Raw genomic sequence first — 22,863 nt, 5'->3', positions numbered from 1 at the left:
GTCGCAAACAACCAAAGTTCGTGGCGCGTCCAAGGCGCGCGTTGTCGACGGTCCACAAATGCCCCGTCACGGCGAATTGTCAGTTCAGAACTGCCTGGCCGAACCAGTGGCACAGCAGCAATGCGACCTCGACCTCGATGCGGTCGTCGGCAATCGGCGCGCCACGCCGACTGATGGCGCGGTTCACCCGGTACTTGATCGAATTCGAATGCAGATGCATTTCATCGGCGGCGGCCTTGAAACTCGACCCGGTCCGCAGGAATACACGCAATGTCTCGCGAAGCCGTTCGTCGTTCTCGGTGTCACTCGCGAGCGGGCCCAGAATTTCGGCCACCCAGGCGCCGACCGATCCGACGTCATTCCCGAGCAGCGTTGCGACGGGCAGCCCTGGGTCGCTCGCCGCCATGACGCGGCGGTCGACGGATCCCGACACCACCGCCACGGCACGGACGTCCACCGCCTGCTCATGTGACCGGCGGAACCCATCGATGCCGGGAAGCGGGTTGCCCATCGCGATCCACGGTGAATCCTGTTGTACTGTCGCGAATTCCCGAATACGTTCTGTCACGTTCGCAGCACCGTGCGTCGACAGCGGCAGCCAGACCCACGCGGTCAGGTGGTCGACCGACAGGAACAGCGGCGGCTCGTGGGTGCCGAGTGACCTGGCAAGGTGGTTGGCGAAACGTTCCATTCGGACGAGCTCGTCGCCGTCGTTGCCATCGGGGTACCAGAGCGCCAGCGCCACGTGTATGCGCCGCAGCGGGTAGCGGATTTCCTCGGTGAGCACATCGACGTCACCACCGTCCGCGCCGAGTATGGCGCCAACCCCTTGGGCTCGCATGCTGTTCCGGTTCTCGACCCACCGGTCGTACTCCTGCTGGTACGTATTGAGCACCTGCTGGGAGATCCAGTCGATGTAGCCGAACGAGACCGTCTGGAAGTACTTGAACACGTCGAGCGCCCAACGGGGATCCATGTCCGACGCCGCGATCTCGTCGAGCACGAAGTTCAGGACTTCCTGGTGGCCCAACCGGTAGGCGCGCACCATCGCATTTGCGGGCACGCCCCGCTGTGCCATCCGCCGCGCATGCTCGAGCGATTCCGTGGGCGGCACGACGTCCTCGATCGGGATGCGGTGCCGAATGGAGGCGAAGACAGTTTCAACATTGGCCGCGACGGTGTGCTCCTGCAAATCCATCAGTTGCGCATCCTCGCTGAGCTCGGCGATCTCGGTCAGGAGGATCTTCTGGATCGACTGCGTGATGTGGTCCAACTTGCCGTCGAGCGCGCCGATGATCTGCGCCGCGCGTACGACGACGCCACCCTCGTCGACGCGTCTTTCCGGCATGAAACGACGGTAGATCACCAGGTGCTGAAGTTGCCGCAAATCGGGCTTTGTCGCCGCAGGACAACGACGCTCCTCGAACACCTCGATAGTTGGTCGTCCCGAGACGTCGATCCGGACCGCCGCGGTGAATAGCTTTCGTACCCATGAACAACGCCGCATACCGGGAAGTCGAGGTCGACCTCGAGGTGCGCCGGCGCGAGCAGTCCGCGGACGGTGTCGTCACGCTGACCCTCGCCGACCCCTCGGGCGCCGACCTGCCCGAGTGGACCCCCGGCGCTCACATCGACCTCGTCATGACGCCGTCACTGACGCGCCAGTACTCCCTATGCGGCAGTACGGCCAGTCGCAGCGAGTGGCAGGTGGGCATCCTGCTGGACCCGAACAGCCGCGGGGGCTCACAGTTCGTCCACGACAAGCTGCACAAAGGCACCACGGTGCGGGTGCGCGGGCCGCGCAACCACTTCACGCTCGTGAACTCACCGCGCTACCGGTTCGTCGCGGGCGGTATCGGCATCACGCCGATGCTCCCGATGATCGAGGCCGCCGAGGCCACCGGTGCCGACTGGCAGTTGATCTACGGCGGCAGCTCCCGCTCATCGATGGCGTACCTCGATGCGCTGGAACGCTTCGGCGACCGCGTGACCATCTGTGCGCGCGACGAGCACGGCGACGCGTTCCGCACGAAGCTGGCGGCGGTGCTCGCGGCTCCGCAGGACAACACGCTGGTCTACTGCTGCGGCCCCGAAGGACTGCTGGACACCGTCGAGAAGGGCTGCGAAGCGTGGCCCGGCGGCAGCCTGCACCTCGAGCGCTTCTCGGCAAAGACCATTGAGTCGCCGGCGGATGCGCTGGACAGCTTCGAAGTGGAATGCCAACGGTCGGGTGTCACCCTGACCGTGCCGTCGGACAAGACGATCTACGACGTGGCCGAAGAAGCGGGCCTCGACGTGCTGGGGTCGTGCATGGAAGGCGTCTGCGGCACCTGTGAATGCGAAATCATCGCCGGCATCGGCGATCACCGCGACTCCGTGCTGAACGACTCGGAGAAGGCGGAGAACAAAACCATCATGATCTGCGTCTCGCGCTCCCGGTCCGAAAGGCTGGTGCTCGATCTATGAGAACCAACTACCCGTTCAACTGCTGGTATGTGGCCGCGCTGAGCGATGAGGTCGGCGCGGGACTGCTCGCCCGGCGTCTGTTGGACAAGCACGTGGTCCTGTACCGCCGCGCGTCCGGAGAAGTGGTCGCCCTGGAGGACCGCTGCGTGCACCGCGCCTATCCCCTGTCCGAGGGCCGACTCGACGGCGACCGTGTGGTCTGCGGCTATCACGGTTTCAGCTACGAGCCCGACGGCTGTCTGGCCGACGTGCCGTCGCAGGAGAACGTGCCGCCCGGCGCCCGGGTGGCAGCGTACCCGGTCGTCGAGACCGCGCCATTCATCTGGATCTGGCTCGGCGAGCCCCGCGCCGCCGCCCTGCGCCCGCCGCCGCGCGTGCCGTGGTACCTGGACGGGTCCGGCTGGACCAGCACCACCGAGGTCCTGCGTGTCGAAGCGAACTACCTTCTGCTGCACGAGCATTACCTCGATCTGACCGATGTGTTCGTGACGCATCCCGAGGTCGTGCCGCCGGATATCCGGCAGCTGCCGCCGCTGGGCGAGGTGGAGATCTCCGAACGCTCGGTGGCCTACACCCGGTCGACTCCACCGAGCCGACTGGCGCCGTGGGAGTCGGCGATCACCGGATTGCCGGAAGAGTCGGTGGCCACCCGGCGTGAAGAGGGCACTTTCGTCTCACCCGCGCTACACACGCAGCACTACGCCATCGAGCTCGAAGACGGACAGTCCTACGGGCTCTTGCGAATTCACGGCTTCACGCCGGAAACGCCGGGCTCGACGCACGTCTTCCTGCAGATGGCCCGCAACTACGCCGGTGCCGAGGACTCCGTCACCGAGTATCTGCGGATCATGTTCCACGAGTGGGCCGTACGCGATGCCGCCATCCTGGAGACGATTCAGCGGCGCCTCGATGAACCCGGTGCCCGCCGGCGCGACATCAACGTCAAGGCCGATCGGGCCGCCATTCGGGCCCGACGTATCGCCATGGACATGGTCGACGACGAAACCAGCCGCTTCACTGCCAACTGAGGAGAAGTACATGTCCAACACCGACTATGACGTGATCGTCGTCGGGTCCGGATTCGGGGGCAGCGTGACGGCGTTGCGGCTGACCGAGAAGGGCTACCGTGTCGGCGTTCTGGAAGCCGGCCGCCGGTTCACCGACGACCAGTTCCCGAAAACCAGTTGGGACGTCCGGAAATTCGTGTGGGCGCCCAAACTCGGGTGCTTCGGCATACAGCGCATCCACATGCTGCGGGACGTCGTCATCTTGGCCGGGGCCGGCGTCGGTGGCGGATCGCTGAACTACGCCAACACCCTTTACAAGCCGCCCGCGACGTTCTTCAACGACCCGCAGTGGGCCCACATCACCGACTGGTCCGAGGAGCTGTCGCCGTTCTACGACCAGGCCCGGCGCATGCTCGGAGTGGTGATCAACCCGAGTATGACTCCGGCGGACGAGATCATGAAGGCGGTCGCCGAGGACATGGGCGTGGGCGGCACCTTCGTCCAGACGCCGGTCGGCGTGTTCTTCGGTGAACCCGGCAAGACGGTCCGGGACCCGTTCTTCGGCGGCGTCGGACCGGACCGCACGGGATGCATCGAATGCGGCAGCTGCATGACGGGCTGCCGCTACGGCGCCAAGAACACACTGCTGAAGAACTATCTCGGTCTCGCCGAGAATGCCGGCGCCACAGTGCATCCGCTGACGACGGTCGACTCCGTGCGGCAGAGCCCCAGCGGCATCTGGGAGATCGACACCGTGCGCACCGGCCGAACCCTGCGCAAGAACCGGCGCACCTTCACGGCGCGGCACGTCGTGCTGGCGGCCGGCACCTGGGGCACCCAGAACCTGCTGCACAAGATGAAGGACAGCGGCACCCTACCGCAACTGTCGGACCGCCTCGGTGTGCTCACTCGCACCAATTCCGAATCCATCGTCGGCGCAATGAAATACAAAGTCGACCCGGCGCTGGACCTGACCCGCGGGGTCGCCATCACGTCGTCGTTCCATCCGACGAGCGACACCCATATCGAGTCGGTGCGCTACGGCAAGGGCTCCAACGCGATGGGTCTGCTGCAGACCCTGATGACCGACGGCGGCGGCCGCCGGCCACGCTGGCTGAAGGCACTCGGCCTGGCCGTGACGCATCCGCGTGCGCTGCTGAGGGTGCTGTCGGTCCGCAATTGGAGTGAGCGCACGGTGATTTCGCTGGTCATGCAGAACCTGGACAACTCGATCACCACGTTCACCAAGCAGGGACTCCGCGGCCGGCACCTGTCGAGCAAGCAGGGCCACGGCCAGCCCAACCCGACGTGGATCCCGGCCGGCAACGACGCGACCCGCAGGGTCGCCGAGAAGATCGACGGCGTGACGGCCGGCACCTGGGGCGAGCTGTTCAACATCCCGATGACGGCGCATTTCCTCGGCGGTTGCGCCATCGGCTCGGATGCCTCCAACGCGGTCATCGACCCGTACCACCGGGTGTACGGCTACCCGACTCTGAGTGTCGTTGACGGTTCGGCGGTTTCGGCGAATCTGGGCGTGAACCCGTCGCTGACCATCACCGCCCAGGCCGAGCGTGCGGCGGCGATGTGGCCCAACAAGGGCGAGGAAGACCTGCGTCCCGCGCAGGGGCTGCCCTACCGCCGGGTGGACGCTGTCGCCCCGGTCAAACCGGTTGTGCCGGCGGGCGCTCCGGGCGCGTTGCGACCTCCCCTCATCCCGCTCTCCCCGGCTTCGAATGACGCGTAGCGGCGCGCGGCGAAACTAGACGCCCGGGTCGGGGCGCCTATCGGGGTCGTCCCGACCTGCGGGCAACCCCACGACGGCCCCCAGAATCAGAAGGGCACCAACAACCGACAGCCAGGTCGGCTGTTGCCCGAGTAGCACCGCCGCCAGGACTGCCGCCGAAATCGGTTCGACGAGAGTCACCACCGTTGCGGCCGCCCCTGGTGTGGTGCGTAGGCCGGCGTAGAGAAGTCCGTACGACAACGCCAGCGTGACAACGCCGAGATACACCAACAGTGCCAGCGACGTCGGGTCCGACGGGAGAACCGGTTCGCCCCTCAGCGAAGCCAAGAGGAAAAATGGCGCCAGCGCCACCGCGCCGGCGGTGGTGGTGCATGTGGCGATGACGACGGAATCGGTCCGGCTCGCAAGCCGGTGCCCCAAGATCGTCGTCGCCGCGTAGGTGGCGCCTGCGGCGATGGCGAGCAGTAACCCGGCCGTGAAGTTTGTTGCGCCGCCGCCGCGTTCGTGCGGTGCACCGCCGAAAGTGACCAGGCACAGACCGGCGAGTGCGGCAACGAGGACGACGACCTCACGCAACGATGGCGAGGTCCGCGCATCGACGTGCTGCCAGATCGACGCCAGGATCGGCGCCAACCCCAGCGCGACGACGGTGGCGACCGCCACCCCGATGGATAACACCGACGCGAAATATAGGCCCTGATAGAGGGCGGTGCCGCAGCCGACGACGATCGGGACCATCGGGCGCGACCGCATCAGCGTGATCGCCTGTCCGACACGGTTCGTGACCGCAATGAAAGCCAGGAGCGCAACCGTCGCCAGCGCCATTCGCCACGCGCTGGCCGTCATTGCGCCCAGCCCGCTCCGGTCGTGAACGACGGTGACCACCAAGCCGCCGGTACCCCACAGCACGCTCGCGGCAGAGATCTGCAGCAAGCCCAGATGCCGCATGGGGTTGGGGCTCATTGCAGGGCGATGTTCAGATGGTCGGACACGTCGCCGACCATCTGAACATCGACGACGCGTTCGGTGAAGTACCAACCGGCGTCGTCGCGCGCGAAAGTATCGGCGTACCGGCCCACCACGATGGGTTGCAGCGGCACCGTATCGGTCTGCTGCACCACGCAGAACGTCGACCGCGCATGAGCGGTATCGCCGTCGAGTTCGACGATCGGGTTGAGCACCAGATGCCGGGTGCGCGGGGTGTTCCCGTGGTCGGGGAAACGGCGGGTGGTGCGGGCGAAGGTGTTGGCGATCATGTTCCGGCCCTCGACGCTGCCGGAAGTCGGTCCGCCGAACCGGCTGCGTCCCAACAGTTCTCCCACGCCGTCGAAGTCGCCGGCGTCGATCAACTCGGCGTACCGGTAGAGCAGCTCGGTGATGGCCAGTTTGTCCGCCAGATGTTGCAAGCTCACGCGATCTGCCCCTTCACCACCGGCAGCCCCGGGTCGCTCGGCACATCGAGACGCGACGGCTTGGCCCCCGCCGCGATCAGGTGCGCGGCGAACGACGCGATCATGGCCCCATTGTCGGTACACAGTCGGGGTCGCGGCACCCGCAGGGTCAAACCCGCTTCGGCACAACGTTCTTCGGCCAGCTCACGCAGCCGCGAATTGGCGGCCACGCCCCCGGCGATCAGCAGCGTGGACACACCGAGATCAGTGGCCGCGCGAACGGCCTTGCGGGTCAACACATCCGCGACAGCCTCCTGGAAACCGGCCGCCACATCGGCGTGCGACGCGTCCGGGTGTTTCTCCATGTGACGGGCGACCGCGGTCTTGAGTCCGGAAAAGCTGAAGGCGTACGGGTCATCTCGTGGCCCGGTCATGCCGCGCGGGAACACGATGGCATCGCGGTCACCGGTGCGGGCCAGCTCGTCGAGTACCCGGCCGCCCGGATAGCCGAGGCCGAGCAGCCGCGCCACCTTGTCGTACGCCTCGCCCGCCGCGTCGTCGACGGTGCTGCCGAGCTCCTCGATGGGCTCACCCAGCGACCGCACGTGCAGCAGATGCGTGTGGCCGCCCGACACCAGCAGGCCGACGCTCTCGGGCAGCGGACCGTGGTCGTAGACGTCGGCGGCCAGGTGTCCGCCGAGGTGGTTGACGCCGTAGAACGGCACACCCCACGCCGCCGAATAGGCCTTGGCCGCAGCCACACCCACCAACAGGGCGCCGGCCAGGCCGGGTCCGATGGTCGCCGCCACCACGTCGGGCCGTTCGATGCCGGCAGTCGCCAGGGCTCTACTCATGGTGGGGCCCAACGACTCCAGGTGCGCGCGCGAGGCGATCTCGGGAACCACACCGCCGTACCGGGTGTGCTCGTCGACGCTGGAGGCGACCTCGTCGGCAAGGAGCGTCACGGTGCCGTCTTCCGCCAAATCGCAGATGCCGACGCCTGTTTCGTCACAGGAACTTTCGATTGCCAAGATGACTGTCATGTGACTTGGTTGCTCCTCACGTCCGCGCCGCCTGACTCACTGCTCACACCCGCGTCCCGCCGCATGGTGTACGCGTCCGCACCGCTGATCCGGTAATACCGCTTACGCACACCCATCTTCACGAATCCGACACTTTCGTACAGGCCGATCGCCGGCTCATTGTCGGTGCGCACCTCCAGGAAGACGGTGCCGCCGTCGGCGATGGTCAACAGCCGGTCCAGCAGCTGCCGGCCGATGCCCTGCCCCTGGTACGCCGGATCGACCCCGATGGTGTGCACCTCGTACTCGAACGGCGGTTTGCGGCCCAACCGGCTGATGCCCGCATACCCCACCAGCAGCTTGCCGTCCCGCGCGGCAACGTAGTGGTTGTGCGCCGAGTCGAGCTCACGGATGAAGGCGACGGCCGGCCACGGGTCGTCGCCGGGGAACAGGATCGCTTCCAGTTCGCCGCACCGGTCGGCATCGCCGACCGTCAGGGACCCGTACTCGATGGTCACGAGAGTCCCCGCTCGGCAAGCGTTTTCGCATCAGGGCGGCGCAGGTACAGCGGCACCAGCGCGGCGGGCGGCTGGTCCCAGTCGGCGGCGGTCACGAGTCCGGCCACCGTGGGGTACTCGACCGCGAGTGACGGCAACGGGAACAGCGCTGCCTGCGCGGCGGGGCCGGCGACCGAACCCGACTCCGCCGTGACGTCGGCCGCGGCACTGACGGCCGGTCCGTCGACGCGCACGCCGTCGCGGTACCGCGCCCAGTACACCTCCCGGCGCCGGGCATCGGTGACCACCAACAGATCTCCCGTGGTCACCGGGGCGATCGCATCCAGGCTGCACACTCCGTACACCGGGACGCCGAGCGCCTGTCCATAGGCTGCCGCGGTGGCCATCCCGACGCGCAGCCCGGTGAACGGGCCCGGCCCGCAGCCGACGACCACCGCTTCCAGGTCGGCGAACGTGATACCGGCATCGGCAACGGCGGCAATCACATTGGGCGTCAACTGCTCGGCGTGCGCACGGGCATCAACGGTGATTCGTTCGGCCAGCACCTCGACACCGGCCGCGGTGCGCCGTGCGACGCCCGCGGTGACGGCCGGGGTGGCGGTATCGATGGCGAGAATCATCCACGGCTCCAATGCCAGACAGCGGTACGGGTGTCGTCGTCGGCTCGCTCCAACCGGATGTCCAGATGGCTGGCCGACAGGCGCTCGGCCAGACCCTCGCCCCATTCGACGACCACCACGGCGTCATCGAGGTCGGTGTCGAGATCGAGCGAATCGAGTTCTCCGAGCAGGTCGGTGCTGCCCGAGTCGAGCAGGCGGTACATGTCGACATGCACCATGGCGGGGTATCCGGCGCGACGGGCAGGATGCACTCGGGCCAGCACGTACGACGGCGACGTCACCGCGCCATCGACGTCCATGCCCTGCGCAATTCCCTTGGCCAGCATGGTTTTCCCAGCACCCAGCGGACCCGTGAGCACCACGACGTCACCGACCCGCAGCTCGGCGCCGAACCGGGCGCCTAGGGCCATCGTGTCGGCCTCGGTCGGCAGATGCACGGTGCCGTGCGAATCATCCATTGCGCTTGGCCTTTCCACGCAGATGCCGGGTCAGCGCCACCAGCCGTGACGGCGTGGCGTGCTCGACGAAGCGCTCCAGCGCCTCGTTGATCAGTTCAGGTTGCTCCATGTGCACCATGTGCCCGGCCCCTTCGACGATCACCAGTTCGGATTTCGGCAGCTGCCGGGCCATCGCCTCGGACTTCGCCAGCGGGGTGAGCAGATCGTGGTCGCCGCAGGCGATCAGGGTGGGCACGTGCTGCAGCACCGGCAGCGCGCCGGCCTCGTCGTGGGTTTCGAGTGCGTGCAGGAACTCGACGGTCGTGCGGATCGACGTGTTGTGCGTCATCTTCTCGACGTACCGCGCCACCGACGGGCTGACCGCGTCATCACCGAACGACGCGGCCTTGAGCACGGGGCCGATGACGGCCTTCGCCGCACCCCGGCCGGCGCTGACCGCTCCGGGCGCGAACCGCACCGCGACTTTCGCCGCCTCGAGCGCCGGATTCTGTAGCACCTCACCCAGCGGCGAACGGGTAACCCCTTGCGCCGCAGAGGCGAGGATCGCCACGCCGCACACCCGGGCCGGATAGTTGTGCGGGAACTGCCGGGCATGGGACAACACCGTCATGCCGCCCATCGAGTGACCGACTAGCACCACGGGACCACGCGGCACCATCACCCGCATCACCGATTCGAGGTCCTGCCCCAGTTGCGGGACGGTGTAGGAGTCGGTCGGCCCGGCCGAGGAGCGGCCGTGACCGCGCTGGTCGTAGAACACCATGCGGACCTGGTCGCCCCACCGCTCGGCCAGCCGGGCGCGCTGAAAATGGAAGGAGCCCATGCTGTTACAGAAACCGTGCGCGAAGAGCACCGTCAACCGGGCGTCTTTCGGACCGACCTCACGCACCGCCAGCGGCACCCCGTCGGTGGCGGTCACCACGTATCCGCGGTCGGCGTCGAGCGTCGTGAAATCCTCACCGGCGTAAGGGTCCTCACCACGACGGCGGCGCAACGAGCGGGCGACGCTGACCCCGGCGACCGACCCGACGGCAGTGAGACCGGCCATGCCCGCCAGCCACCGGGCATTCTTGTTGTCGCTCATGGACGTCAGCCCGTCGACTCGCGATAGGTCCGGGCAATCCGGCCCCGCGGGCTGGTCACGACCTCGTAGTTGATGGTGCCCAGCAGTTCGGCCCAGTCCTGCGCCGTCGGCTCACCGGCGGTACCCGAGCCGAACAGCACCGCCTCGTCCCCCACCGTGACGCCGGCACCGTCAGGGCCGAGGTCAACGACGAACTGGTCCATACAGATTCGGCCGATGTTGCGGTATCGGGCGCCGTTGATGCTGACGTCGATGCGTCCGCTCAGGCCGCGGAACACCCCGTCGGCATAGCCGAGCGGAATGAGCCCGACAGTGGTGTCGCGGTCGGCGATCCACGTGTGTCCGTACGACACACCGTCGCCGGCTTTGATCGAACGTACCGCGGCGACAGGGCATTTCAGCGTCATGACGGGTCGCAGGCCGAAATCCCCGAGCGCCGGGATGGGCGACTGCCCGTAGACCGCGATACCCGGCCGCACCACATCGAAATGCAGATCGGGCCGCGTCAGCGTCGCGGGCGAGTTGGCCAGGTGCGCGACTTCGAAGTGCACGCCGGCAGCCGCCGCCTGCTTGCGCGCCGCGGTGAGGCGGGCGGCCTGCGTGTCGTTCATCGGGTGCTGCGGGTCGTCGCCGCACGCGAGGTGGCTCATGATGCCGCGAGGGCGAACCGCACCGTCGGCGGCGGCCCGGGCGATGGCGTCGAGCAGGGCCGGGTATTCAGCGGGGCTGACGCCGTTGCGGCTGAGGCCGGTGTCGACCTTGACGGTGAGGGTGGCAGGGGCGCCGCTGCGGCGCACCGCGTCGAGCACGTCGTCGAACTGACGCACCGAGGCCACCGCCACCTGCACATCGGCGGCCAACGCGGGAGCGAAGTCGGTGCCGGGCAGGTTCAGCCACGACAACACCGGCGCCGTGATGCCGGCCTGCCGCAGCGCCAGCGCCTCACCGATGTTGGTGACGCCCAGCTCGGCGGCCCCGGCCGCCAGTGCGGCGCGCGCGACCTGCGGCGCACCGTGCCCGTAACCGTCGGCCTTGACCACCGCCATCACCGCGGCACTGCCCGCGCGTTCCCGCAAAAGCCGCACGTTATGCGCAATTGCGCCCAGGTCGATGACGGCCTGGGCAGCAGGTTGGGGATCGGGCGAGCTCATATCGCCTCCGATTCTCCCAGACGCCCTGCACTCCGCGCCGAGCCTGAGCGTGTGCACCACGATTTCGGGAGATCTGGCACACACGCTCAGGTTGGCGGTCAGTGCGCGAAGGGCTGCACGTCGTCGAACTGGCCCTCCGGCTTGAGCTCATCGAGGCTGTTCAGGACGGTAATCAGGTCGTCTCGCAAGGCGCGGGCGAGGTCCGCCGAGAAGCCCTCACGTACCACCACACGCAGCACTGCGATGTCCGTCGCACCCTCGGGCATGGTGTACGCCGGCACCTGCCAGCCGTAGGCACGCAGCGCGTGTGACACGTCGAACTCGGTGTAGGGCCGCTTGCCCTTCAGCCGGCACGCGAGCACCGGGATGGCCGAGCCGTCGGTGATGACCTCGAAGTGCTCGCTCTTGCGCAGCTCGTCACCGATCCAGCGGGCGGTGTCCGACAGGCAGTGCATGATCTGCGCGTAACCGGCCCGGCCGAGGCGCAGGAAGTTGTAGTACTGGCCCACCACCTGGTTGCCGGGCCGGGAGAAGTTCAGGGTGAAGGTCGGCATATCGCCGCCCAGGTAATTGACCCGGAAGACGAGGTCCTCGGGCAGATGCTCCTTGCTGCGCCAGACCACGAACCCGATGCCCGGATACGTCAGTCCGTACTTGTGGCCGCTGACGTTGATCGACACCACCCGCGGCAACCGGAAGTCCCACTCCAGATCCGGGTGCAGGAACGGCACCACGAAACCACCGCTGGCCGCGTCGACGTGGACGGGGATGTCCAGACCCTTCTCTTGTGCGAGCTGATCGAGCGCCGCGCAGATCTCGGCGATGGGCTCGAGCTCACCGGTGAAGGTGGTGCCGAGGATGCCCACGACGCCGATGGTGTCCTCGTCGACGTTGGCGAGCACCTGTTCGGGGGTGATGACGTAGCGGTCCTCGGCCATCGGCAGGTACCGCGGCTCGACGTCGAAGTAGCGGCAGAACTTCTCCCACACCACCTGGACGTTGGCACCCATCACCAGGTTGGGGGTATGGGTGCGCCAGTCCTTTCCATCCGCTTCGATTTTCTCGCGCCACCGCCACTTGAGGGCCAGGCCGGCCAGCATGACGGCCTCGCTGGAACCGATGGTGGACACCCCGCACGCTGACGACGGGTCGTCGTCGCGCAGGTCGTCGGCGTGGAACAGGTCAGCCACCATGGACACCGTCCGGGCCTCGATCGCCGCGGTGGCCGGGTATTCGTCCTTGTCGATCATGTTCTTGTCGAACGTCTCGGCCATCAGCTTCTCGGCCTCGGGATCCATCCACGTGGTGACGAAGGTGGCGAGGTTCAGCCGGGAGCTGCCGTCGAGCATCAACTCGTCGTGGATGAACCGGTAGGCCGCCTGCGGGTCCATCGGGTCGTCGGGTAGCCGCAGCGATGGAACCGGTGCCGTGGAGAGCCTGCCGGTGTAAGCGGGGCTCATGACCGATGCCCGAACATGCTTGTGCGACACAAAAATTCCCTTCCTAGAGCGATGCGATGGCGGCCCGGACATGAGCCAGAATGCGGTGCGCCGACGTCGGCGCGGGACGAGGGCCGGGATCATGTGCGGCGAGATCGGCGGCACGGGCGTGGACGAACGCGGCCATCGCCGCAGCCTCGCCCGGTGCGATGCCCGACGCGAGCAGGGCCCCGATGATGCCGGACAGGACGTCGCCGGATCCGGCTGTGGCAGCCCAGGATTGGCCGGCGGGATTGAGATACGTGGGGCCACCCGGCTCGGCGATGATGGTGACATTGCCTTTCAGCAGGACGGTGGCATTGAGGCGGTCGGCGAGTTCGCGGGTGGCGGTGACCCGGTCGGAACCCGGCGGATGTCCTGCGAGCCGGGCGAATTCACCGGCGTGCGGTGTCAGCACGGTGGGTGCCGTGCGGTCCGCGACGAGGTCGAGGTCGGCGGCCAGGAGCGTGAGGGCGTCGGCGTCGACGATCACGGGGAGGTCGGTGTCCAAGGCGAAGCGCAGTGCCTCGTCACCGGCGGTGTCGGTGCCGAGGCCCGGGCCGACCACCCACGCCTGGACCCGCCCGGCGGTCGTCACATCCGGCGCCGCAACGACTTCCGGCCAGTGCGACACCACCTCGGCGTGCGCGGAACCGGCGTAACGGACCATGCCGGAGGTCGCGGCAACAGCGGCGCCGGTGCTCAGGATTGCCGCGCCGGGGTAGGTCGCCGACCCGGCGAGCACGCCCTTGACGCCCTGGCTGTACTTGTCGTCCGACGGGTGCGGCACCGGCCAACGGGCGCGGACGTCGTGCGCTTCGAATCCGAGGAACGTCGGCTGCGGCAGGTCAAGTCCGATGTCGATCAGTTCGACGCGGCCGCAGTCGGCCAGTCCGTGCACGGGTTTGAGGCCGCCGAAGGTGACGGTCAGCGCGGCCCGCACGTGGGGGCCGTCGGTGGCGCCGGTCTGGACGTCGATACCGCTGGGCAGGTCGACGGCGACGACGGGCGCGGTGTTGGCCGCGAAGACGGCGGCGGCATTGGGCCGTAGCGGCCCGGTGGCACCGATGCCGACGACGCCGTCGATCACCAAATCCGTTGCTTCGGGGATGGTTTCGACGATTCTGCCGCCGGCTGCGTGGAAGGCTTCGAGCGCTTTGGCGTGTGTGCGGTCCGGGTTCAGCAGCACAGCCGTTGCGCCGGCTCCGCGCCGGCGCAGAAAGGTGGCTGCCCACAACGCGTCGCCGCCGTTGTCCCCGGAGCCGACGACCGCGCAGACCCGGCGGCCCGCGACCCCACCGGTGCGGGACTTGAGTTCGGCGGCGATGGCCGTCGCCAAGCCATAGGCCGCCCGGCGCATCAACACGCCATCGGGCAGGGAAGCCAACAGCGGCGCCTCGGCCGCGCGAATCTGCTCGGCGGTGTAGTAGTGCCGCATAGCTCCGAAGGTTACGCACATCCGCCCCGCAGGGGTTGGCATGTGCGTCAAATTCGGGCTTCGAGTGGGCGCTGGTGTGCGAACTTCTGTCGATTTTTCGCCCACCACGTCACCGTCGGCGCGGCTACCATCCCGCCATGACCTACGGCTACCTGCCGCCGCCACCGGCCAAGCCCCCGCTCTCGAGCGGGGACCTCGCCGCGTCGATCAGCGCGCTGGTGCTCACCTACGTCGGCGGCGGTGTGGCCGCGTTCTTCGCAGTGTTCGCGCTCGCGTTCACCGACTACTGCCCGCCGGCGACCTGTCACATCGACGCCGGGATCAATGCCATGGCAGCGGGATTCATCGCGGCGGCACTGGTGGCCTTGGCCGGCACGGTCGTGACCGCCATCCGGCTGGTGAAGCGCCTGCGTGCCTGGCCTTTTGCCGTCGGCACGCTGGGGTTGTGTGCGGTCCTGTGCATCGGCGCCATCGGTGGCTATATCGCCGCCGTCGGCGGCTGAGGCTCAGACGAGCACAGCGCTGGGCTCCACCGTCACCTTGATGGCTTCGCCGTTCTGGACGATGCCGAACGCGTCGAGGACCTCGTCGAGCGCGATGTGCCGCGTGATCAAGTCCTTCACCGGCACCTGACCGGTCGAGATGTAGTGCAGCGCACGCTTGTTGTGCTCGGGCGCGGATCCGTTGGCGCCGTGGATGTGCAGCTGCCGGTAGTGCACGACGTTGGAATCGCAGGTGATCGTCGGGTTGGTCTTGGGCAGGCCGCCGAAGAACGAGATGCGGCCGTTGCGCGCGGCCATCGCGATGGCCTGTTCCTGGGTGATGTTGGCGGCAGTTGCGGTGATCACCACGTCGGCGCCGCGCCCGTCCGTCAGCTCCAGGACGCGAGCCACCACATCGGTCTTGGCCGCGTTGATCACCTCATCGGGATGCACCGCGTCGGCGGACATCTTCAGCCGGGCGTCGTTGACGTCGACGAGGTAGACCGGCCCGCAGTTGTGCACGCCGCGCGCGATACGGATGTGCATGCACCCGATGGGACCGGCTCCGAACACCACGACGGTGTCGCCCGGCTCGATGCCGAGCAGATCCTGGGCGTTGATGGCGCAGGCGAAGGGTTCCGCCGCCGACGCCTCGTCGTAACCGACATTGTCCGGAATCCGGTTCAGCCCATCGACTTTGAGCACCTGGCGGGGCACGATCATGTACTCGGCAAACCCGCCGTCGTACTGGTAACCCATGGACGTCTGGTTCTGGCACACCGCCATCCAGCCCTTGGCGCATTCGTGGCACTCGCCGCACGGCACGGCGGCGATGACCTGCACGCGGTCGCCCGGCACCCAGGCGGTGCCGTACGTGGGATTCACCTCGGCTCCGACCTCGACGATGTCGCCGGCGATCTCGTGCCCGATGGTCCGCGGCGGGGTCAGGTTCTGATGCCCGTTGTGCAGGATTTTGACGTCGGTGCCGCACGTCGAACAGTTGCGCACCCGGATCTTGATCTCGTCGGGCCCGCACACGGGTTCGGGCACCTCTTCGAGCCGGACGTCCTCGGGTGCGTAATAGCGCAGCGCTTTCATGGGCTTCCTTCCGATTGTCCGGCTTGGCCGGCGGGTGTGTCGTGGTTCACGTTGTGGCCACTCTAGCCGCAATTCGGGCAGAAATACAAACATTTCTCTGCCCACTTTTGCCCATTTTCTTGCCAACATGCCCATTTGTGGGCTTTACTCGTAACACACGGTGATGTGACGGGCATCACCCTCACAGTGGGTCAGGCGGAGGTCCAGCACAGTGACTGCAACCACGGAAACACCACAGCGCGTCAGTCTGCGTGTGCGGGTACAGCAGCTCGGTACCGCGCTGTCCAACATGGTGATGCCGAACATCGGCGCCTTCATCGCATGGGGCCTGATCACCGCACTGTTCATCAAGACCGGCTGGCTGCCCGGCCTTTTTCACTCGCTGCAGAACCCAGACGGCTGGGTGGCCCACATCGGCGGCTGGGGAGCCTTCGAGAAAGGCGGCATCGTCGGGCCGATGATCACCTACCTGCTCCCGATCCTCATCGGATCCACGGGCGGCAGGATGGTGTACGGAACCCGCGGTGCCGTCGTCGGCGCCATCACCACCATGGGAGTGGTTGCCGGATCGGATGTTCCGATGTTCATGGGCGCGATGATCATGGGGCCATTGGGCGGCTGGGTCATCAAGAAGCTGGATGCGTTGTGGGACGGCAAGATTCGGCCCGGCTTCGAGATGCTGGTGAACAATTTCTCGGCCGGCATCGCCGGCCTGGTGATGGCCGTCATCGGGTTCTTCGGTGTCGGCCCGGTGGTGTCGGCCTTCACCCGCGGCGCCGGCCACGGCGTCGACTTCCTCGTCGGACACGACCTGCTTCCCCTGACCTCGATCTTCATCGAGCCCGCCAAGGTGCTCTTCCTCAACAACGCCATCAACCATGGCGTGCTCACCCCGCTGGGCACCACCCAGGCGCTCGCCACCGGCAAGTCCGTCCTGTTCCTGTTGGAGGCCAACCCCGGCCCCGGCCTGGGAATCCTGTTGGCGTTCATGGTGTTCGGCCGTGGCGCCGCCAAGGCCTCGGCTCCGGGCGCCGCGATCATTCAGTTCCTCGGCGGCATCCACGAAATCTACTTCCCGTACGTACTCATGAAGCCGAAGCTGATCGCCGCCACCATCCTCGGCGGAATGACCGGCGTCTTCATCAACGTGCTGTTCGGCTCCGGACTGCGCGCGCCCGCCGCACCGGGTTCGATCATCGCCGTCTACGCCCAGACCGCGAGCGGCAGCTACCTCGGCGTCACACTGTCGGTACTGGGGGCGGCGGCCGTCTCGTTCGCGGTCGCGGCCGTACTACTCAAGACCGACCGCGCCACCGATGAGCCCGACCTGGCCGCCGCCACCGCCGAAATGGAGGCACTGAAGGGCAAGCGGTCCAGCGTCGCCGCCGCACTGACCGGTGGTTCGACCGCTGCCATCTCCAACATCGTGTTCGCCTGCGATGCCGGCATGGGTTCGTCCGCGATGGGAGCCTCGGTGCTACGCAAGAAGATCCGAGACGCCGGAATCACCGGCGTGACGGTCGTCAACCAGGCGATCTCCAATCTCACCGACACTTATGGCCTGGCTGTCACGCATCGCGATCTCACCGAGCGTGCGCGGCAGAAGACCCCGTCGGCGATCCACGTCTCGGTCGACGACTTCATGAACTCGCCCCGCTACGACGAAATCGTCGAACTGCTGGGACGCACCAACGGCACCCCTCCCTCAGACGAATCCGCCACGGCCCCAACCGAACCCGCCGCTGCCGACGATGTGCTGTCACTCGACTCGATCGTGCTGGCCGGCTCGGCCACCACCGCTTCGGCCGCGATCACGGAGGCCGGCCGGCTGCTGGTCGCCGCCCGGGCCGTCGACGAGGCCTACGTCGACGCCATGCACGAGCGGGAGAAATCGGTGTCGACGTACATGGGTAACGGCCTGGCGATCCCGCACGGCACCAACGACGCCAAGGGCGCGATCCGCCATTCCGGCATCTCGTTCGTGCGCTATCCCGAACCCATCGATTGGAATGGCAAGCCCGCCGAGTTCGTGGTGGGCATCGCCGGCGCCGGCAAGGACCACATGGCGCTTCTCACCCGCATCGCCCACGTGTTCCTGGACAAGGACGAAGTGGAGCGGTTACGCCGAGCCAGCACTCCCGAGGAGGTTCGGGCGGTGCTGAGCGAAAGCCGCTAGGCGACGCCCGCAAGAATGTCATCCGTGGATTCCGACAGCCGTCAGCGCCGCATCGTCGAGTTCGCCCGCACCCGCGGGCGGGTCGAGGTGCTGGCGCTGGCCGAAGAACTGAACGTCGCGTCGGAGACCATCCGCCGCGATCTGAAGGTGCTGGCCGGGCGACGCATGCTCAAACGGGTCCACGGCGGAGCCATACCGCTGGAAACGGCAGCGTTCGAATCGACTGTGGAGTACCGCAGCCAGGTCGACCTGGCCCAGAAACACCGGATCGCCGCCGCAGCCGCGGACGTGCTGCACGGAGCCGAAACCGTTTACCTGGATGAGGGTTTCACCCCGCGCCTGATCGCCGAGCGACTGGCGGACGAGCAGCTGACAGTGGTGACGTCGTCGCTGCTGGCCGCCGAGGCGCTCGCCCACAGCGAGACCGTGACGGTGCTGCTGCTCGGCGGACGGATGCGCGGACGGACCCTGGCGACGGTCGACAACTGGGCCGTCGAGCGGTTGCGCAGCCTGGTCATCGATGTCGCCTACCTCGGCACCAACGGCATCACGCCTGAGCACGGGCTGACCACCCCGGACCCTGCCGTGGCCGCGGTCAAGCAGACAGCGGTGTCTGTCGCGACGCGGCGCATTCTAGTTGCCGCCGATTCCAAATTCGGCGAGACCAGCTTCTGCCGGTTCGCCGAGGTATCCGACTTCGAGACGATCGTCACCGGCACAGAACTGCCGGTGACGGAGGCGGCACGCTATGAAGCGTTAGGGCCGTCGGTGGTGCGCGCCTGAGTATCAAGCGTATACGCGTGTCTGCCAACGTGATACCACTGCATACCTTCCGACCGGCTTCCGCAATGCGCTTGAACGTAGCCTCGACAACGTCGACACCCCTGCACGCGTCAAAGTCCGCACCGGGACTACTGGCGAACGCATCGCGTCAACACACATTCGCCCCAGCTCATTCAGGCTCGCCACCGAGTGCGCAGTGAGCTGAACCGGCTACCTCGCGGCTCCCACGCTGGACAAGATGAACTGTCACCGATGTCCTGACACATCACCAGAACGTGCGAAATTGACTCTTGCTGTTCGAACATTTGTTCGATACAATTGGGCATGGGAATCGCACCGGATCTCAACCCCCTTCTCGACCAGCTGCGTGACGTGGTCATCCCCGAGAACCTTGCAGGCGATGACGCCGTCACCGCGATGCGGGCACTGCTGCTCGCCCGAGGCGTGGTTGACCATCTCGCCGCGACGATGACCGGGGTGCTGAACAGCTGCGGGGTAGCCGCATCGCAGGGCCGCACGCCGCGGGAACTGCTGATCTCACTGGGGTGCGCACCGTCGGTGGCCGAGCGGCTGATCCGCGTCGGCGGTGCGCTGCTGTCCGTTCTCATTTGAACTGATGCAGTTACACAGCGCTGACCTGCGATGTATCAGATGGATCGATAACCGCGCGGTTGGTGGTTTCTCATTTGATCCGATACAGATTGGTCCTCCTATTCTGTAGCAGCTCAACGAACGACCATCGCATCCAGGTCGGAGCAACCAGGATCCTCAAACATCGATATCGGTCCCACACGGCCGCTCTCAAAAGTTGGATGCCCACGGTCATGCCCGTGCGACCGAACCGCAAACGCGGCCCGGACGATTCGGTGGCCTCGGCGGTCTGCTCGACCCACTCGGGGTCAGAATCCACGATGACAAACAGGGTCCAAGTCTTTGACGACACTCAATTGCTCGGTGGCGGCGAGCAAGGGCCTTGTCTACTATCTAGGTACGGAGATAGTAGATTGTGCTGTTTCCGGATGTCAGAGAAGTCTTGATGCGGGAAGGAGTCGCGATGCGTGAATTCCTGGTGGCGATCGCGCCCTTGGCGTGCCCGGTCGGGATGGGGTTGATGCTGTGGATGATGATGCGCGGCAACCACAGTGGCACTGAGGCCGAGCGTCCCGAGGTGGCGCAGCTGCGGGCTGAAATCGCCGAGCTGAAGGCTGCGCGGGTGTGGTTCCCCCGAGATCGTGGAGGGTTCCTTATGCCGCTTCCGGCGTGATGTTGGATTCCCTGATCTCGTAGTTGACCGGCGATAACCCATCGGCGGCGCTGTGCCGACGCTGGTGATTGTAGAAGGTGTAACACCAATCGATCACCACAGCCTGCGCATGAACGGTATCACGGAACATATTGCGGGACAACACTTCCCATTCCAATGAAGAGAAGAACGCTTCCGCGGCGGCGTTATCGAAACACGACCCCACACGGCCCATCGACTGCCGAATACCCAAGGTCCGGCACAACGTGGTGAACACCTTCGCGGTATAAGTGCTGCCGCGATCGGTGTGAAATATGACCCGTTCGGACTCCTCATCGCGCCAGATCGCTTGGCGGCCACCGCGGGCAGCTACGGCCATGTTGATTGCCGCGCACGCCAACTCGGCATCCGGGTGCAGTCCCATCGCCGCCCCCAACAACCGCCGACTGTAGAGGTCGATCACCGTCGCCAGATACAGCTTCTGCCCGCACTCGGTGGGAATCTCGGTCATATCGCCCACCCATTTACAGTTCGGCGCGGCCGCAGTGAAGTCCCGTTTGACCAGGTCAGGGAACTTCGGTGCCGTCTGGTCCTGGCGGGTCAGGCCACCCCGGCGACGGATCTTGCGGGCCACCAACCCCTGACGGCGCATCGAATCGGCCACCGTGTTCTCCGACACCTGCCAGCCCAGATCCCGCAGGTCAGCGACCAGCCGCGGCGACCCATGCAACCCCTTTGCTCTGACAAATGCGGTGCTGACTGCCTCATCGAGTGCCACGCGGCGCCGGTCGGTGTCGGTGTGCACCCCATCATGGTTGCCGGCCCGGCCAAGCCACTTATAGAACCACGACACACCAACACCCAACAGCGCGCACGTGATCGTATGGGGCACACGGTATTTGGTCCTCTGGTCGGCGATGAAGCGTGCCACGCTCACTTCGTCGCCTCCTTCACCCACAGGACCACTGATCGCTTGAGGACATCACGCTCCATCCGCAACTCAGCCACCTCGGCACGCAGGCGCTTGAGCTCGGCAACATCGTCCTTGGACAGCTCACCGCGACCTTCCCGCGCTTCCCGCGCCCGGGTCACCCAGTTGCCCAGGGTGCCCTCGTTCACCCCCAGATCCCGAGCCACCGCCGCGATCGACTTACCCGTCTCCTCGACGATCCGAACAGCCCCCTCACGGAACTCCCGGTCGTACTTCTTCCGCTTCTCTGACATCGCTACTCCTTATAGCTGATGCCTCCACGGTCTCGGGGGAAGGTCACGGGAGCACCAGCTTTGATGCCGATATGGGGCGTCGGTATCTGTGTCCAGTTGGCCTAGGTAGCGAGATCGGAGAGACCGCATGGGAGCCACGCATCCGCGAGATGCGGCGAAAGCCGAACGGGCGCAGCGAAAAGCGATGGCGCATGTGCGCGATGGCGGACGCCGCGGCAGATGGGTCTGGATCGGCGCATTCGTTGTTGTGGCGGCGGCGGTGCTCGCGGCGGTGTTCGTCTGGCTACCGCACAATGCCCGCAACCACGCCAAGGTGGCGGCGACTGGCCTGGATCACCCGGCCGCAACGGTGGCGGTGGGCGCCAACAGGATGCCGCCGTGGCCCGCGCCACGTGATGCCGCCGGCGCTGTGGCTGCGGCGGGTTGCCGATGTTGGGTGAAGAGGGCATGGTCGATCACGTTCACGCCCATGTCGATGTACTGGTCGACGGGCGGCCGGTGCCGGTGCCGGCGAACATCGGCATCGACTTGAAGCGTCGCACCATGAGCCCGCTGCATACCCATGACGACACCGGCGTCATCCATGTCGAATCGCCGGCCAGCCGGCAATTCAGCCTCGGTGAATTCTTCTCCGAGTGGCAGGTCAGCCTGTCGGCCATCAACATTGGCGCGTTACACGCTAGCGGCGGCAAGAATGTGCGGGTGTTCGTCAACGGCGCACTACAGTCCGGCAATCCAGCGGCGATCCTGCTGAAAGCCCACGACGAGATCGCCATCGTCTACGGTGCGCCGGCACCGGGTGAAACCATCCCGGCTACCTACGCTTTCGGGCGCGACGAGTGACTCGGCCGCACCGGGGCCACTACTAGTGGCCTCCTGGTCCCATCATGGGCCCGGGGCCCATCATCGATCCCGAATCGCCCATCGTGGACCGCATCCCGGCGGGCATGCCGTCACGCACGAAGCCGCTCACTTCCCGGGCGTGGGCTCGGATCGCGTCGGTGATCGCAGGATCGTCGGAGGTTTCCTCGGCCACCACACCGGTGTCGGTGAACGACAGTTGGCGGCGGTAGCCGCCTGCGTGCCGAAACAGGGTCGGCAGGCTCTCGCTCATGCACATGACCTCATTGCCCTGGTCAACGTGGGTGTACATGCTTGCCACGTGCGCTTTGAGTTGGGCGGCCAGTTCGGGGGCGCCGGATTCGGTGGTGGTGCGTACCCGCCGGGAATGTCCTCGACGGTGCGGCGTAGTTCGGTGTGCCGCGCGAACATCTCCATGTAGCGGGCCATGTCGGCGCCGCCGACCCCCATCATCGCGCCGTCAGTCAACCGGACGCCCGGGGTGATTCGACGATCCCGAGCACTGCGTAGGCCAGGCCCGCGACGGCACCAACCCCAGTGCCGCCAGGGCGGCTCGGCGGGTCAGGTAACGAAAAGTCGTGTCACTGGCCATCTTCGGATCGTCCTTACCTCGACA

General features: G+C 66.7%; 23 protein-coding genes and 1 pseudogene. 9 read left to right on the top strand and 15 right to left on the bottom strand.

Going from position 1 to position 22,863, the window contains the following annotated elements:
* Positions 1-79: 79 nt before the first annotated feature.
* On the bottom strand, positions 80-1,348 hold the full coding sequence (locus G6N46_RS24860; RefSeq protein WP_167526433.1) for a PucR family transcriptional regulator: 1,269 nt from the start codon (positions 1,346-1,348) through the stop codon (positions 80-82).
* A 143-nt stretch (positions 1,349-1,491) separates the two neighbouring features.
* Between G6N46_RS24860 and G6N46_RS24855 the strand changes: the two genes are divergently transcribed.
* The 3 genes from G6N46_RS24855 to G6N46_RS24845 are packed head-to-tail and all read left to right on the top strand — an operon-like array spanning position 1,492 to position 5,220.
* Positions 1,492-2,466: a PDR/VanB family oxidoreductase gene (locus G6N46_RS24855; RefSeq protein ID WP_138250371.1), complete on the top strand. Its 975-nt coding sequence runs from the start codon at positions 1,492-1,494 to the stop codon at positions 2,464-2,466.
* Positions 2,463-3,494, top strand: coding sequence for a Rieske 2Fe-2S domain-containing protein (locus tag G6N46_RS24850; RefSeq protein WP_138250372.1), 1,032 nt, complete (start codon positions 2,463-2,465; stop codon positions 3,492-3,494). The genes G6N46_RS24855 and G6N46_RS24850 overlap by 4 nt, the downstream gene beginning before the upstream one ends.
* A gap of 10 nt (positions 3,495-3,504) precedes the next feature.
* Positions 3,505-5,220, top strand: coding sequence for a GMC oxidoreductase (locus G6N46_RS24845; RefSeq protein WP_138250373.1), 1,716 nt, complete (start codon positions 3,505-3,507; stop codon positions 5,218-5,220).
* A 15-nt stretch (positions 5,221-5,235) separates the two neighbouring features.
* On the opposite strand, the gene G6N46_RS24840 is transcribed toward G6N46_RS24845, so the two are convergent.
* The 10 genes from G6N46_RS24840 to G6N46_RS24795 all read right to left on the bottom strand — a co-directional run bounded on the left by G6N46_RS24840 (position 5,236) and on the right by G6N46_RS24795 (position 14,380).
* Positions 5,236-6,183, bottom strand: coding sequence for a DMT family transporter (locus G6N46_RS24840; RefSeq protein ID WP_138250374.1), 948 nt, complete (start codon positions 6,181-6,183; stop codon positions 5,236-5,238).
* Positions 6,180-6,632, bottom strand: a complete 453-nt coding sequence (locus G6N46_RS24835; RefSeq protein WP_138250375.1) for a nuclear transport factor 2 family protein — start codon at positions 6,630-6,632, stop codon at positions 6,180-6,182. Before G6N46_RS24835 ends, G6N46_RS24840 begins: the two co-directional genes overlap by 4 nt.
* A complete protein-coding gene (tsaD, locus tag G6N46_RS24830) occupies positions 6,629-7,654 on the bottom strand; it encodes a tRNA (adenosine(37)-N6)-threonylcarbamoyltransferase complex transferase subunit TsaD (protein ID WP_138250376.1) in 1,026 nt (341 codons plus the stop codon). The genes G6N46_RS24835 and tsaD overlap by 4 nt, the downstream gene beginning before the upstream one ends.
* Positions 7,651-8,151, bottom strand: a complete 501-nt coding sequence (gene rimI, locus G6N46_RS24825; protein ID WP_138250377.1) for a ribosomal protein S18-alanine N-acetyltransferase — start codon at positions 8,149-8,151, stop codon at positions 7,651-7,653. The genes tsaD and rimI overlap by 4 nt, the downstream gene beginning before the upstream one ends.
* Positions 8,148-8,771 (bottom strand): tRNA (adenosine(37)-N6)-threonylcarbamoyltransferase complex dimerization subunit type 1 TsaB, encoded by a 624-nt coding sequence (gene tsaB, locus G6N46_RS24820; protein ID WP_138250378.1) that lies wholly within the window; start codon positions 8,769-8,771, stop codon positions 8,148-8,150. Before tsaB ends, rimI begins: the two co-directional genes overlap by 4 nt.
* Positions 8,768-9,229, bottom strand: coding sequence for a tRNA (adenosine(37)-N6)-threonylcarbamoyltransferase complex ATPase subunit type 1 TsaE (tsaE, locus tag G6N46_RS24815; RefSeq protein ID WP_060999919.1), 462 nt, complete (start codon positions 9,227-9,229; stop codon positions 8,768-8,770). The genes tsaB and tsaE overlap by 4 nt, the downstream gene beginning before the upstream one ends.
* Entirely contained in the window at positions 9,222-10,313 is a 1,092-nt protein-coding gene (locus G6N46_RS24810) for an alpha/beta fold hydrolase (protein ID WP_138250379.1), read from the bottom strand. The genes tsaE and G6N46_RS24810 overlap by 8 nt, the downstream gene beginning before the upstream one ends.
* Before the next feature lie 5 nt (positions 10,314-10,318).
* Entirely contained in the window at positions 10,319-11,464 is a 1,146-nt protein-coding gene (alr, locus tag G6N46_RS24805; RefSeq protein ID WP_138250380.1) for an alanine racemase, read from the bottom strand.
* Between the two features lie 98 nt (positions 11,465-11,562).
* Entirely contained in the window at positions 11,563-12,924 is a 1,362-nt protein-coding gene (locus tag G6N46_RS24800) for a glutamate decarboxylase (protein ID WP_163692997.1), read from the bottom strand.
* A 43-nt stretch (positions 12,925-12,967) separates the two neighbouring features.
* A complete protein-coding gene (locus G6N46_RS24795; RefSeq protein WP_138250382.1) occupies positions 12,968-14,380 on the bottom strand; it encodes an NAD(P)H-hydrate dehydratase in 1,413 nt (470 codons plus the stop codon).
* Between the two features lie 137 nt (positions 14,381-14,517).
* Between G6N46_RS24795 and G6N46_RS24790 the strand changes: the two genes are divergently transcribed.
* Positions 14,518-14,883 (top strand): hypothetical protein, encoded by a 366-nt coding sequence (locus G6N46_RS24790; RefSeq protein ID WP_138250383.1) that lies wholly within the window; start codon positions 14,518-14,520, stop codon positions 14,881-14,883.
* A gap of 3 nt (positions 14,884-14,886) precedes the next feature.
* Here G6N46_RS24790 and G6N46_RS24785 read toward each other — a convergent pair whose 3' ends face one another.
* Entirely contained in the window at positions 14,887-15,960 is a 1,074-nt protein-coding gene (locus tag G6N46_RS24785) for a zinc-dependent dehydrogenase (protein ID WP_138250384.1), read from the bottom strand.
* A 211-nt stretch (positions 15,961-16,171) separates the two neighbouring features.
* Between G6N46_RS24785 and G6N46_RS24780 the strand changes: the two genes are divergently transcribed.
* From G6N46_RS24780 to G6N46_RS24765, 4 genes are all read left to right on the top strand, one after another.
* Positions 16,172-18,136, top strand: a complete 1,965-nt coding sequence (locus tag G6N46_RS24780; protein WP_138250385.1) for a PTS mannitol transporter subunit IICBA — start codon at positions 16,172-16,174, stop codon at positions 18,134-18,136.
* A gap of 24 nt (positions 18,137-18,160) precedes the next feature.
* Positions 18,161-18,919: a DeoR/GlpR family DNA-binding transcription regulator gene (locus G6N46_RS24775; protein WP_138250386.1), complete on the top strand. Its 759-nt coding sequence runs from the start codon at positions 18,161-18,163 to the stop codon at positions 18,917-18,919.
* Between the two features lie 324 nt (positions 18,920-19,243).
* On the top strand, positions 19,244-19,531 hold the full coding sequence (locus G6N46_RS24770) for a hypothetical protein (protein ID WP_138250387.1): 288 nt from the start codon (positions 19,244-19,246) through the stop codon (positions 19,529-19,531).
* A gap of 442 nt (positions 19,532-19,973) precedes the next feature.
* The gene (locus G6N46_RS24765) at positions 19,974-20,183 is read left to right on the top strand and encodes a hypothetical protein (protein ID WP_138250388.1); all 210 of its coding nucleotides are present in this window, start codon (positions 19,974-19,976) and stop codon (positions 20,181-20,183) included.
* On the opposite strand, the gene G6N46_RS24760 is transcribed toward G6N46_RS24765, so the two are convergent.
* The gene (locus G6N46_RS24760) at positions 20,164-21,099 is read right to left on the bottom strand and encodes an IS3 family transposase (RefSeq protein WP_103850854.1); all 936 of its coding nucleotides are present in this window, start codon (positions 21,097-21,099) and stop codon (positions 20,164-20,166) included. The genes G6N46_RS24765 and G6N46_RS24760 overlap by 20 nt on opposite strands.
* Entirely contained in the window at positions 21,096-21,386 is a 291-nt protein-coding gene (locus tag G6N46_RS24755) for a transposase (protein WP_103850853.1), read from the bottom strand. Before G6N46_RS24755 ends, G6N46_RS24760 begins: the two co-directional genes overlap by 4 nt.
* Positions 21,387-21,818: 432 nt before the next feature.
* On the opposite strand from G6N46_RS24755, the gene G6N46_RS28875 reads away from it, so the two are divergent.
* On the top strand, positions 21,819-22,229 hold the full coding sequence (locus G6N46_RS28875) for a hypothetical protein (RefSeq protein ID WP_235688659.1): 411 nt from the start codon (positions 21,819-21,821) through the stop codon (positions 22,227-22,229).
* A gap of 22 nt (positions 22,230-22,251) precedes the next feature.
* Here G6N46_RS28875 and G6N46_RS29130 read toward each other — a convergent pair.
* Positions 22,252-22,839: pseudogene (locus G6N46_RS29130) on the bottom strand (hypothetical protein).
* Positions 22,840-22,863: the final 24 nt, after the last annotated feature.

The organism is Mycolicibacterium phocaicum, assembly GCF_010731115.1.
Taxonomy (GTDB): Bacteria; Actinomycetota; Actinomycetes; order Mycobacteriales; family Mycobacteriaceae; genus Mycobacterium; species Mycobacterium phocaicum.
Note: the sequence above shows the minus strand (reverse complement) of the source record. Positions and strands in the feature narration are given on the sequence as shown.